General features: G+C 37.6%; 13 protein-coding genes. All 13 read left to right on the top strand.

The window, feature by feature from the left end; translation table 11 throughout:
* Position 1 precedes the first annotated feature (1 nt).
* The 13 genes from JMX03_RS10570 (at position 2) to JMX03_RS10510 (ending at position 13,490) form a co-directional block, all read left to right on the top strand.
* Entirely contained in the window at positions 2-1,198 is a 1,197-nt protein-coding gene (locus tag JMX03_RS10570; RefSeq protein ID WP_201596668.1) for an ATP-grasp domain-containing protein, read from the top strand.
* Complete coding sequence (locus JMX03_RS10565) at positions 1,182-2,165, top strand: hypothetical protein (protein WP_201596667.1); 984 nt, start codon at positions 1,182-1,184, stop codon at positions 2,163-2,165. Before JMX03_RS10570 ends, JMX03_RS10565 begins: the two co-directional genes overlap by 17 nt.
* Positions 2,165-2,728, top strand: coding sequence for a GNAT family N-acetyltransferase (locus JMX03_RS10560; protein WP_201596666.1), 564 nt, complete (start codon positions 2,165-2,167; stop codon positions 2,726-2,728). Before JMX03_RS10565 ends, JMX03_RS10560 begins: the two co-directional genes overlap by 1 nt.
* Positions 2,729-4,240: an oligosaccharide flippase family protein gene (locus tag JMX03_RS10555; RefSeq protein WP_201596665.1), complete on the top strand. Its 1,512-nt coding sequence runs from the start codon at positions 2,729-2,731 to the stop codon at positions 4,238-4,240. It abuts the gene before it with no gap.
* Complete coding sequence (locus JMX03_RS10550; RefSeq protein WP_201596664.1) at positions 4,237-5,208, top strand: glycosyltransferase family 2 protein; 972 nt, start codon at positions 4,237-4,239, stop codon at positions 5,206-5,208. The genes JMX03_RS10555 and JMX03_RS10550 overlap by 4 nt, the downstream gene beginning before the upstream one ends.
* Positions 5,205-6,284 carry a glycosyltransferase family 4 protein gene (locus JMX03_RS10545; RefSeq protein ID WP_201596663.1) on the top strand — a complete coding sequence of 360 codons (1,080 nt, stop codon included), beginning with the start codon at positions 5,205-5,207 and terminating at the stop codon, positions 6,282-6,284. Before JMX03_RS10550 ends, JMX03_RS10545 begins: the two co-directional genes overlap by 4 nt.
* Positions 6,285-6,303: 19 nt before the next feature.
* Entirely contained in the window at positions 6,304-7,371 is a 1,068-nt protein-coding gene (locus JMX03_RS10540) for an EpsG family protein (RefSeq protein WP_201596662.1), read from the top strand.
* Between the two features lie 2 nt (positions 7,372-7,373).
* Positions 7,374-8,444 carry a glycosyltransferase gene (locus tag JMX03_RS10535; protein ID WP_201596661.1) on the top strand — a complete coding sequence of 357 codons (1,071 nt, stop codon included), beginning with the start codon at positions 7,374-7,376 and terminating at the stop codon, positions 8,442-8,444.
* Entirely contained in the window at positions 8,431-9,573 is a 1,143-nt protein-coding gene (locus tag JMX03_RS10530; protein WP_201596660.1) for a glycosyltransferase family 4 protein, read from the top strand. The genes JMX03_RS10535 and JMX03_RS10530 overlap by 14 nt, the downstream gene beginning before the upstream one ends.
* Position 9,574: 1 nt before the next feature.
* The gene (locus JMX03_RS10525) at positions 9,575-10,174 is read left to right on the top strand and encodes a sugar transferase (RefSeq protein ID WP_201596659.1); all 600 of its coding nucleotides are present in this window, start codon (positions 9,575-9,577) and stop codon (positions 10,172-10,174) included.
* A gap of 2 nt (positions 10,175-10,176) precedes the next feature.
* Positions 10,177-11,142: an ATP-grasp domain-containing protein gene (locus tag JMX03_RS10520; protein ID WP_201596658.1), complete on the top strand. Its 966-nt coding sequence runs from the start codon at positions 10,177-10,179 to the stop codon at positions 11,140-11,142.
* 311 nt (positions 11,143-11,453) lie between these two features.
* The gene (locus tag JMX03_RS10515) at positions 11,454-12,665 is read left to right on the top strand and encodes a DegT/DnrJ/EryC1/StrS family aminotransferase (RefSeq protein ID WP_201596656.1); all 1,212 of its coding nucleotides are present in this window, start codon (positions 11,454-11,456) and stop codon (positions 12,663-12,665) included.
* A 156-nt stretch (positions 12,666-12,821) separates the two neighbouring features.
* Entirely contained in the window at positions 12,822-13,490 is a 669-nt protein-coding gene (locus tag JMX03_RS10510) for a GNAT family N-acetyltransferase (protein WP_201596654.1), read from the top strand.
* Positions 13,491-13,525 lie beyond the last annotated feature (35 nt).

The raw sequence follows: 13,525 nt of genomic DNA, 5'->3' as shown, positions 1-13,525 counted from the left end.
TATGTCTAAACGAATTCTTTTCTTAGGGGGAGCGCCAACCCAAATACCACCAATCAAATATGCGCTAGAACAGGGCCATTATGTCATCACTTGTGACTATCTACCTGAAAACCCAGGACACAAACTTGCGCACGAATATCATAATGTCTCTACCACTGACAAAAACGCAGTATTGGCACTAGCCCAAAAGTTAAAAATAGACGGAATTGTGGCCTATGCTTCTGATCCTGCCGCACCTACAGCCGCCTATGTAGCTGAGACAATGGGGCTACCAGGTAATCCTTATGAGGCTGTAGAGGTACTTGCCCGTAAAGACTACTTTAGGACTTTTTTGGCAGAGAACGGATTCAATGTTCCTCGCTCAGAGTCGTTTTATGAGTTAGAAAAAGCTCGTGAATGGTTAAATGAAATCGGCGTTCCTGCATTTATAAAGCCTATCGACTCTTCGGGCAGTAAAGGGGTGACACACATAGCAGATCATAAGGATTTAGACAGTGCCTTTGAATACGCCTCGTCTTTTTCGCGTGAAAAGAAAGTGGTTGTAGAGCAAGTAATACCGAGAACTGGCTATCAGATAGACAGCGATATCTTTATGAGTGCTGGGAAAGTAGCTTTTTGGATCTGGGGTGATCAGCATCAGGATACACTGTGCCATCCTTATGCGCCTATTGCTATTAGTTTTCCTTCGGTATTAGATAATGAGTTACAACAAAAAGCAAAAAATCAAGTTGAATCCATTTTAATAAAGCTAGGCTTTAAAACAGGGGCATTTAACGTTGAGTTTGTCGTTGATACAAATGGTGAGGTTTGGGTTATTGAGATTGGGCCCAGAAACGGGGGTAATCTAATTCCACAAGTGATTAAGTACGTCTCAGATGTAGATACTATTGCCGCAACGGTTGATGAAGCCATTGGTCTTAATTTCAATGAAAGCAAAGAGTATGATCTAAATGGATACTGGGCAAGTTATATCGTCCATGCCCGTGAAGATGGTGTCTTTAAAGAGTTGTGGCTGTCAGATAGAGTAAAGAAATATATCGTAGAGCAGGATATTCAAGTTAAGCCTGGCGATAAGGTGAATAAGTTCAGTGGCTCTCACGATACTTTAGGCACCATGATCATTAAGTTCCCATCCATGCAGGAGATGTTAGATATGCTGGATAACATGGAGCACGATATTTATGTCATCGTTGAATAAAAATAGAGGAATCGGTGGCTATTTGGAATTTAGTCTGCCCAACCTTGGACAGTTTCCTTACCCTCAGTCAAAAAAGTATGGCTCTGCACGCTCGGCTTTTTTTGATTTGCTCGATCAGAATGATATAAAAAAAGTTTGGATGCCCAAGTTTATATGTAACTCTATGCTTGAGCCATTATTCTTATTAGATATAGATATTCAGTATTATGACTTAACTAAAGACTTCTATCCAAAGGTACCAAGCACACTAAGAGAAGATGAGTACCTTTTTTATGTTAATTACTTTGGACTCTGTACTTCCGTCCAAAAAAAGCTGCTTAATAGCTATCCTAAAGAAAATATCATATTTGATCATTCGCAGGCTCTTTTCGTTGAACCTTTTGAGTGTTTTGGCACCATATATTCTTTGAGAAAATTTTTACCTGTTGCTGAAGGTGGGTTGTTAATTAGCAACGCGGTTACTACGCCAAATCACCATAGCAGAAGCGTAGAGGATATGATTCAGCAATATAACCATGTGTTTGCACGGCGGTTATCAGACTCAGCTCATGCGTATGAAACCTTTAAAAAGAACGAAAACTCGCTAAATAATTGTATACCGACAAACATTTCAGGAATTACTGAAGACTTAATCGAATGCTTCGATTATAAAAACTCGAAGTTAAAAAGATTGGAAAATTTTAAGTTTCTACACGAGCAGTTAGAAAGCATAAATCAGTTAAAAATAGATATTGATGAAGTTGAGTCGCCTTTAACTTATCCATTGTTGTTAGACAAGAAAATCTCTAATGAGTTAATTAGCAATAATGTGTTCACCCCTACCTATTGGCTAGATAGTTTGCCAAGACTGACAGTAGATAGTTTCGAGTATAGATTGACTTCATGTACTACTCACTTAGTGTGTGACCATAGATATTCGGAACAAGAGATGCAAATTCAATTAAACATAGTAAAGGAGTACTTATAATGAATATTGAAGGTAAGTTAGTGACGCTACGTGCTATAGAGCTGGAAGATTTAGATCTGTTAGTAAAATGGTCAAACTCTCCTGAGCTTTGGCAGCATTTGGGTGGATGGCATTTCCCATACTCTAAAAGAAGTACGGAAGCTTACATTAAAAATATAGATCATGCTAGCATGAATAGACAAATGTTTGCTGTAGAGGCGCATGATATTGGATTGATCGGTACATATGTGTTGTCTGACATTGATTGGAAAAATAGAAATGCTGAAAGTGGTGGTATGTTAGGTGAAGTTAGTAGTAGAGGGAAAAACTACGCTTATGATGTGGGCATGACAATGATGCGTTATGTTTTTAAAGAGCTGGGGTTAAACCGTTTAGGTGGAGAAATAATAGAATACAATGCTAGATCTCTTGGTTTGTCTACTAAAAAACTCGGATGGCAAATTGAGGGCAGAAGAATTGAATCTATCTATCGCAATGGTAAGTTTCATGATGAAATCTTGATTGGTATTACTCATAAACAATATGATGAATTCATGAAAGATAATAACTACTGGGATAGCTAAGTGTTAAGACCTTCATTAAAGCTCAATGTCATAGCTAGCTACACTAGTCAGGTTTATACAATCATTATTAGTGTAGCAATTCTACCTTTATATATAAAATATATGGGAGCAGAGGCTTATGGTTTAGTCGGCTTTTTTGCCATGCTACAAGGGCTATTTGCTCTGCTTGATTTTGGTCTAACGCCCACGATTAGTCGACAAACTGCACAATATAATGCTGGTAAAGAATCTGCTTTAGATTTTAGACAGCTATTTAGAGCTCTCAGCTTAATATTTCTGTTTATTGCAGTTTTAGGTGGAGGTATTTTACTTTCATTAGATGATTATATCGCTGCACAGTGGCTAAACTTAGAAAGCTTAAGTGTTGAAGATGTTTTGTTCTGTCTGCAAGTGATGGCTGTAAGTGTGTCTTTACGCTGGATGGCGGGTTTATATCGCGGGGTAATATCTGGCTTTGAGCAAATAGTATGGCTGAGTGTAATGAGTAGCATAAACGCTACTCTTAGATTTCCAGGTGTACTGCTATATATGTATTTTTTTGGCTTTACGATAAAAAGTTTTTTTGTTTTTCAGCTAATGCTAGCGCTTATAGAGTTTGCTATTTATATGACAAAAACTTATTTATTGTTACCTAAGCCGTCATTACAAGAATCAATCGGTTGGTCTATTAAGCCGGTGAAACCTTTACTAGGGTTTGCATTAACGATTGCATTGACCTCTTCAATTTGGGTGCTATTTACTCAATTAGATAAGTTCGTGCTTTCTGGTATTTTATCTTTAGCGGACTATGGCTATTTTACGTTAGCAGTACTAGTAGCGGGTGGAGTCTTACAGCTTAGCTCCCCAATTAGTGCACCTATCATGCCACGCATGGCGCGTTTAGAAGCTGAGCAAGAGTATGAGCAATTAAGGCAAGTTTATCTAAATGCGACCCAGTTCATAGCGGTGTTAGTGGTGACTGCAGGTATTGTACTTGCAGGTGTTGCCAAACCAGTATTATATGCGTGGACGGGTGATACCGAGCTTGCTAATCAAGCAGCGCCAGTTTTAACCCTGTACGCCTTGGGTAATGCTGTTTTGGCACTGACAGCCTTTCCCTATTACTTGCAGTATGCAAAAGGTAATCTAAGATATCATTTGATAGGTAATATTGTCAGTGTGTTTATACTAATCCCTACTGTAATTTGGGCTGCGACAGAATATGGGGCTATAGGTGCTGGTTGGGTTTGGTTTTTAATGCAAGTCTTTTATCTAACATTCTGGGTCAGTTATATCCATATAAAGATTGAGCCAAATATTAATTGGCTATGGTTTAAAACTTTTTTACCTAGTGTAGCGGCAGTCTCTGTTTTTGTATTATTGTTATCTTCAAGAATAGATTATTCAGGCAATCGCTTAATTGTATTAGTTGAAGTTATCGTTATGAGTTTCTTGAGTCTCATTGTTGCAATGCTAAGCTCTCCTAGGGTTCTTAGTATATTTAAGGTCAAGTTTTTGAAGAGGGTAGTATGAATAATAACGATGAAATCCAAGTCTCAGTGTGTATCGTGACATATAATCAACAAGAATATATTGTTGATTGTTTAGATAGCTTGGTTAGTCAAGAAACGGACTTTAAATTTGAAATCATTGTTGGCGAGGATTGCTCGACTGATAATACTCGCGCCGTTTTACGCCAGTATGTAGATCAGTACCCTGACTTAATTGTGCCAATTTTTCATCAGAATAATGTAGGTCCGTCCGAAAATGCCAGGCAGGTTTATGAGAAAGCCAGAGGCAAGTATATTGCGCATGTCGATGGTGATGATATGGCATTACCAGGAAAGCTGCAAAAACAATTTGATATATTAGAAGCCAATCCACAAGCTATGATTTGTAGTCATAATGTGGAAGGTATATTAAACGATACCATCAGTAGCGAGCATCATTGGTACTACCCTGCAGGTGAGTATACATTTGAAGATTTATTAAAGAAGCTACCCTTTTTTGCACATTCTTCAAAGATGTTTAAAGTCACTAATGACGCAGGCTGGAACAAGCTTATGTCTAGTGAAATGGTTTTGGATATAGAGCTGCATTTGTATCAAGCATCTATGGGTACAATCATCCATTTAGAAGAATATCTTGGTAGATATAGAGCGGATGTCGGTATTTCTGCTATGAAAGGCAATAAATTAAATCACGGCATGATACAAAAAGTAGAAAGTATCTATGAGACCTTATTTAGGTCTTACCCTGATAAGACAGAAGCAATTAAGGAATCATACGCCTCTTACTTACTAGGGACAGCCAGTAGTTTTGCGGTTATCGAGTCTAACAGTAATAAAATGCGAGAATATGCCATCAGATCAATCAATCAAAAGTTTTTTTCTATAAAACAACTGATCATGATTTTATTGATTTTGTTCCCTAGTATTGGCATATCTATTCTTAAAAGAAGACATGAATCAAGGACTGCAAGCTCAAGGAATGTGACATGAAAAAAGTCGGTTTTTTGATTGGTAATCTTAATAAGTCTGGTGGTACTGAAAGAGTCACTACGCTTATTGTTAATGAGCTTGCTAGACAGCACTATGAAGTTTGTGTCTTGAACTTAAACGATGGATCCGAGCCTTTTTTTGATCTACATGACACTGTAAGAACATATTCTCTATATTCTAAGAGTATCTCTTTTAAAAAGAATTATATCGGCGCCATTTGGAAAATCCGTAAGTTTGTTAAAAGGCAAAACATAGATACTTTAATTATTGTAGATAGTATTTCATGTTTGTTTACCGTGCCCGCGCTATATGGCCTGAAAGTTAATCATATCTGCTGGGAGCATTTTAATTTTAAAAATAATAATGGCGTTAAGTTACGTGAAATAGGACGTCAGTGGGCAGCAAAATATTGCGATTATATCGTGACGCTCACCAAACGTGATAAAGAGCTATGGGAGCAGGGATTAAAGTTAAAAAACATCAATGCCCAAATTGTGCCGATTGCAAATCCCTCTCCCTATGAAAATAACAAGCACGTACCCAGTTTAGACTTTAAAGTTTTACTTTCTGTCGGTCGTCTCACTCATGTTAAAGGCTTTGATATATTGCTTGACGCTTGGGCGCAAGTTTGCGAATTCAACTCTGACTGGCAGCTGCGCATAGTAGGTGGTGGTGAAGAAGAAGCCAATCTAAAAGAGCAGGTCAGTCGTTTAGGTATCAGTGAGAGAGTAGACTTCGTTCCTGCTACAAAGAATATAGAACATTATTATAAAACCAGTTCATTCTATTGTTTGAGTTCGCGTTTTGAAGGGTTGCCTATGGTATTGCTGGAAGCTCAAGCTTTTGGCTTACCTATCATAGCCTTTGATTGTGATACAGGCCCTAGTGAAATAGTAGATCATGATATCAATGGATGGTTAGTGCCTTCTCAAGATATCGAAAGTTTGAGAGATACAATCTTGCAGTCTATCTCTATTTCTAACGATAATTATGCCAGCCTTGTAAAAAATAGTCATCTAAAAAGTAGTATGTTTATGATAGATAAGATCGTACTTAGGTGGAAGAAAATAATTTAAATAATCCTCAGGTATTTATATGATTCCATATCTTATTGTGTTTGTTGCCGTCTCTGTATTTGGCTTTATTATTGATTTTGTGAAATCTCAATATGTAAAACTGTTTGCTTTATTTTTCACACTAATCGCCTTTTTGTCCTTGTATTACTATAGAGACTACAATATTGGAACAGACACATTAAACTATGTTCCTATTTTTGAGGATATATTTAGGACGAGTAATCTTTTAGAGTATACAGTAATATCTGGCATTGAGTTCGGGTTTACTGCAGCTGTTTATTTTTTAAGCTTGTTCTCTAAAGATCACTTTTTTATCTTTGTAACTTTAACAGCTATTATTTATATTAATTTACTTGCTGCTTTTTATAGATATAAATTAAGTGCTACTTTGTTTTTTGCTTCACTGTTTTGTGTGTTTCCAGCATATTTTTACTCATTTAATATATTACGTCAGATGATAGCTGTATCTTTTGTAATATTGGCTGTTAGTTTCTTACTCAGAGAAAAGAACAAACGTTTTTTTCTATTTTGCTTTCTTGCTTTTTTGTTCCACTATTCGAGTGTTTTTGTCATTTTATTCTATTTTATTTACCAGCTTAGGTATCTCATAGTTAAGCTTTGGTATTTGGCAGTTTTTGGCGCTTTTGCGGTAGTTTACGTGTTCTTTGGGTATATCGTCAGTAGCTTTGATAAGTACTCTGGTTATGCTGGGGTAGATGAGGTAACAAGCCCAGTTGGTACCCTATTAAATTTATTTTATATCTCAATATTCTTTATAGCGCTTTATTTGAAGAAGTATATTTCATTTTTAAAATCTGATTTTTACTTTTTCTTGGCGACTTATGGTTTCTTTGTTTCATTGAGCTTGTATTTTATGGTAGCAGACGCCCTTAATCAGGGTATGGTAAGAGCGTCTTTGTATTTTATATGGCCAGCAGTATTTTTAGTACTAATCATCATTAAGAATATTTTTAATATCAATATGAGATATATTGTCAGCTGTATTTATTATCTGTTCTTATTTTCTTTTACTGCTTACTATCTTTCTAATGCAGGCCCTGAAGTCGTTCCTTATAGGTTTAGATAATTATGAAAATATTATATGTGATTACAGGTTTGGGTTTGGGTGGCGCTGAAAGAGTGGTCGCTGATTTGGCTGAGAAAATGCATACTTTAGGTCATACGGTCAAGATAGCTTATCTAACTGGGGATGTGGCGGTTACACCAGCATCAGCAGAGATAGAAGTCATTGCACTAAACTTAAATTCGGTGAGTGAGTTTTTATCAGCGTCTAACAAGTATAGAAAGCTCATTGGCCGTTTTCGACCCGACGTTGTCCATGCTCATATGGTGCACGCCAATATTTTTACTCGTCTAAATCGTATTGGTTGTAGGGTGCCAAAGTTGATCTGTACCGCCCATAATTCCAATGAAGGTGGCAGAGCGAGAATGTTTGCTTATCGGATAACCAACACTTTATCAGATGCCAATACCAATGTTAGTAATGAAGCAACGGAAGCGCTTATTGCTAAAGGTGCTTTTAGCAAAAACAACTTAATAACTGTCTATAACGGGATTGATCTGAGCAAGTTTGCCAAGCGCTCAGAAGATTCGACCTTAGAGAAAGATACCGTAAACCTTATCGCAGTGGGGAGGTTTAGTGATCAAAAGGACTATCCTAATTTGATTCACGCTTTCGCTTTACTAAAAAAAGAGATCGATCAAAGTGTAAAGCTGACCATTGTCGGTGATGGCGAGTTAAGACCTCAGATTGAGGCGTTGATCCAAGAGCTGGATTTAACTGACAATATCGTGCTACTAGGCAGACGTTCAGATGTTCCAGAACTGTTAAGTCAAGCTGATATTTTTGTCTTAGCTTCGAAATATGAGGGTTTTGGCTTGGTTGTTGCTGAAGCTATGGCCTGTGAATGTTATGTAGTAGCAACGGACTCAGGCGGGGTCGCCGAAGTCATGGGCGATACAGGTAAACTTGTTCCTCCGCAAAACAGTCGAGCTTTGGCTCAAGCTCTAAATGACGTTATTGCGTTAGAAAAGTCTGCAATCGTTCGCAATAACAATCAAGCAGAAGCCAGGGTTAAAGCGCGTTTTTCTTTAGAAGCCTCGGTTGATAAATGGTTGAAAATATATGAAAAAAAATAAAAAAATCGTGATAATAGGCACTGTTGCTTCAAGCTTCTATGGCTTTCGCGCTGAACTCATTGAGCTGCTGTTGCATAAAGGTTATCAAGTCTATGCTTTTACCTCTGAATATACCAAAAGTGATCTAAAGCAGCTAGAAAGCTTGGGCGTGGTGCCCGTTACTTACCGCTCAAATCGCGGGGGACTAAATCCTTTAAAAGATATAAAGGCAACTTATTTGCTGTCAAAAAAAATTGCAGAAATAGACCCTATTATGGTGTTCTCTTATTTTTCAAAACCCGTTATCTTTGGCACGATAGCGGCAAAGCTTGCTAAAGTTCCGCAGGTAGTAGGAATGCTAGAAGGGCTCGGCTATACTTTTACTGAACAACCTGAAGGATTAAGTAAAAGAACAAAGCTTATAAAAAATATTCAAGTTATTCTTTATAAGCTAGCACTGCCTCAATTGGATAAATTAATATTTTTAAATCCTGATGACCCTAAAGATTTGTTAGAAAAATACTCAATAACAGTGAAGGAAGTACAGATTCTAGGTGGTATCGGTCTAGATTTAGCAAAATATGAGTATAGGCCTGTAGAAAAAACTGAATCACCTATTAACTTCTTGTTCATCGGCCGTTTGCTAAAAGAAAAGGGTATTCATAACTTTGTGTCAGCTGCCAAAATAGTTAAGACAACATATCCTGAAAGTGAGTTTACTGTTTTGGGACGCATAGATACCTCTAACCCAGGTGCGCTACAGCAATCAGAATTAGATGAGTTAATATCAACAGAGTTAATAAACTATCCTGGTCATGTCAATAACGTAAAAGAATGGATAGCAAAGAGCCATGTATTTGTTTTGCCTTCTTATCGTGAAGGCGTACCACGTAGTACGCAAGAGGCAATGGCTATTGGGCGACCTGTCATTACGACGGATGTTCCAGGCTGCCGTGAAACAGTTATAGACGGGGTAAATGGTTTTTTAGTTGAAAAATGGCAGCCACAAGCATTGGCTGAAAAGATGATTTACTTTATCGAACATCCTGAGCAGATAGAAAGGATGGGTTTAGAAAGTTATCAAATGGCGCAAGAAAAATTTGATGCCAATATAGTAAACAAACGACTCTTAGATATTTTAGGCTTATAAAATGATTAAACGACTTTTTGATATTACCGCTGCCAGTGCGGCTATAGTGATTCTATCTCCAGTATATGCACTTACAGCATATAAGGTTAAGAAGCATCTTGGGTCGCCGGTATTGTTCCGACAAGTGCGTCCAGGCTTACATGGTGAACCATTTAAGATGGTTAAGTTTCGTTCGATGATTGATGCGACCGATGCTGATGGCAACCTTCTGCCCAGCGATGAGCGACTAACACCATTTGGTAAAAAGCTACGTGCTAGTAGTTTGGATGAGTTGCCAGAGCTATGGAATGTGGTCAAAGGAGATATGAGTTTGGTTGGCCCTAGGCCTCTGCTAATGGAGTACTTACCGCTTTATAATGAAGAGCAGGCACGCCGTCACCTAGTTCGTCCTGGTATTACTGGTCATGCCCAAGTCAATGGTCGCAATGCCATAGGTTGGGATGATAAGTTTAAACTTGATACTTGGTACGTCGATAACCAATCGTTGTGGTTAGATATCAAAATCTTATTCAAAACAGTAAAAAAAGTACTTATTAAAGACGGAATTAATGCTGAAGGTGATAAAATATCAGATAAATTCAAAGGCAATACCGGAGAGTAATGATGAATATTTTGATAACTTCTGCTGGACAAAGAGTTTCCTTAGTGAGGTCTTTTCAGAAGGAGTTAACTAACATCTATGAAAAAGCAAAAGTCTTTACGACAGATCTTAATCCAATATTAGCGCCAGCTTGCCATGTCTCAGATGGGTTTTTTGCGGTACCAAGAGTGACAGATGAAAACTACATCAGCTGTTTATTAAAAAACTGTTTAGACCATGACATAAAACTAGTGATTCCTACCATAGATACTGAATTGAGTATTCTTAGTACCAACATTTCAAAGTTCGAAAAGAAGGGCATTCATATAGTTATTAGTGATATTGCCTTTATAAAAAAATGCCGTGATAAAAGACAGACCAATGAGGTGTTTACAAAGTATGGTATAGAGACTCCCAGACAGTTCGATCAAGATAATCTTGAGTTTCCTGTATTTGTCAAGCCCTATGATGGCAGTCGAAGCAAGGGTATATTTACAGCTTTTTCTCCTGATGATATCAAGGATGAGCATTTAGAGAATGAAAAGCTCATGTATATGGAGTATGTCTCTGATAAAGATTACGACGAATTTACCATAGATTGTTATTATGATAAAAGCTCTAACCTAAAATGTGTGGTGCCGCGTAAGCGTATTTTGGTGAGAGCTGGTGAAGTCAATAAAGGGCTTACTAAGAAAAATATCATCGTAGATGAGTTTACAAAGAAACTTGCCAAACTAGAAGGTGCTAGAGGCTGCTTAACCATTCAGGTATTCCTTCACAAGACCAAAGATATTATGAAAGGTATTGAGATTAATCCAAGATTCGGTGGTGGTTATCCTTTGACTTATTTATCAGGGGCAAACTATACGAAGTGGATCATTGAAGAATATCTCTTAAATAAACAAATCGCCGACTTCGATGATTGGGAAGATAACTTACTCATGCTACGTTATGATGCAGAAGTTTTAGTCAGTAACTATGATAAATAGTTGTGATAAATAACACTCTATTTAAAAAAGCATATTCTGTCAAAAATATAGCCTGCTAGTAGTTGGTTGCATGGTCAGGCATTACTTACCAACATCATCATTTGATAATCAATTCTAAATAAAACGGCCATCTCTTTTACCACCTGCTGCTTACACTCTTACTCAGTCTCTACAAAAGTATATAGTAGCTCATCATAATTAACGATATAACAGCTCAAATTAAAGTTTAAGTAATAGGTAGTATTATAAAAAATCAAACTACTCAACAGAACCTAATAATTAATTGCTCAATAATAAGCTGAGGAAGCGATATGCTAAATACCAATTTTTCACCATGGCCAAGTTTCACCCAAGAAGAAGCCGATGCTGTTAGCCAAGTACTGTTATCTAATAAAGTCAATTACTGGACAGGTACTGAGTGCCGTCAATTTGAAAAAGAATTCGCTGATTGGGCAGATAGTAAGTATGCCATTACATTAGGTAATGGTACTCTAGCGCTAGATGTGGCTTTAATCGCGTTGGGAATAGGTGCAGGCGATGAAGTCGTCGTGACTCCACGTACCTTCATTGCGAGTATCTCTTGTGTAGTCAATGTGGGGGCAACTCCTGTCTTTGCAGATGTTGATGAAGCAACAGGAAATATTACGGCAGAGAGTATAGCGGCTGTTATAACGGACAAAACTAAAGCGGTCATTTGTGTGCATTTGGCAGGCTGGCCATGTGACATGGATGGCATCATGACATTGGCAGACAAACATGATTTGTATGTCATCGAAGACTGTGCACAAGCTCATGGGGCGCTTTATAAAGGTCGTAGCGTTGGTAGTATTGGTCATATTGGTGCATGGAGCTTTTGCCAAGATAAGATAATGACTACTGGTGGTGAGGGCGGCATGGTCACTACTAATGATGAGCAACTATGGCGCAAGATGTGGGCATATAAAGATCATGGTAAGAGCTATGCTGCTGTGTATGAAAAAGAGCATCCACCTGGTTATCGTTGGTTACATGAGAGCTTTGGCACTAATTGGCGCATGACTGAGATGCAAGGGGTTATCGGACGTATTCAACTTGAGAGAATACCTGAATGGACCGCCAAACGTACAGCCAATGCACACGCAATCTTACAGGCTTGTAGTCAATGGGTGGATAAAGGTTATCTGCATGTGCCGCAATTAGAAACATCACAGCAGTTTGCAGACTGCAAACATGCCTATTATAAGTTGTATATATATGTTAATTCCGATGGCTTACCAAACGGTTGGTCACGTGATCGTATTATTGAAGAAATCAATCAGTTAGGAGTGCCATGCTTTTCTGGCTCTGCTTCTGAGGTTTATTTAGAAAAAGCTTTTGATGGCACAGGATTGCGTCCTGAGAAGAGATTACCCGTTGCCAAGCAACTTGGAGACACCAGTTTGATGTTCTTAGTACATCCTACACTTACTGACAAAGAAATTGCAGAAACGTTACAGGCCATAAACATGACTTTTTCTAAGATGTGTAATACTACCGCAAGTTAGGTAGCATTAGTTTTGGCTAAATTGGTATGTACTAAATTGGTATTTATCAAGAAGCCTGAAGATAGTTTGTCTAACTTTAATTAAAATCATTTAATATATGCGCTATTTTTAACGATAATCGCAAATATATGTAGTGTAGGCAACTAGGAAATAATGATGAAAGTTACAAAGCTATCTTCTGATTATGCTAATAAAATCAGTGATTTATACAACCAAGAGCTTGATCAGCTTTATCTTTTGGGCACGGCATATCAAAGTTCAAAGTTAAGCAATTATTTGAAGTTTATCTGCGAAGAAAAGCTAGAAGAGTTTTATGGGGTGATTGATGGCGATGAGTTGGTTGCTGTCATTCAGTATAGAAAGCCTGGCGACTACTTGCACATCAACCATATGGTAGTCACTGCTTCTCACCAAGGGCTTGGTTTGGGCAAGAAACTGCTGTTCTGGGCATTCAAACAAGCTGAGCTGAATAACCTTGATGTCTCTTTAGATGTAGATTTAATTAATAAGAAAGCTTTTGATTGGTATTTAGCTAGCGGCTTTAAAATTGATAGTGAAACAAAAACCTCTATTTTAGACTTAAAAAGTCCAAATCCTAGCACTATTGTCTATCATGATAAGGAAAACCTTGCTAACTTTGGGTTTTCTAATGCCAATATTGAAGGGCTTGAAGGCTTAGAGTTTTACTTTGTAGAGCCCAACACTTTATTGCTAAAAAATATGCCAAAGCTAGAAGACGATGTTTTAGATAAGTCACATGATGCTATCAACGGTTTGCTAGTTGTAAACTCAGATACCTTACCCGAAAGTATTCTCTCAAGTTGAATACGTACGATAATAGTAATGATTGGCATGATAAA

It is taken from the genome of Psychrobacter fulvigenes, from assembly GCF_904846155.1.
Taxonomy (GTDB): domain Bacteria; phylum Pseudomonadota; class Gammaproteobacteria; order Pseudomonadales; family Moraxellaceae; genus Psychrobacter; species Psychrobacter fulvigenes.
The sequence above is the reverse complement of the archived record's forward strand: the minus strand, read 5'-3'. Positions and strand labels throughout refer to the sequence as shown.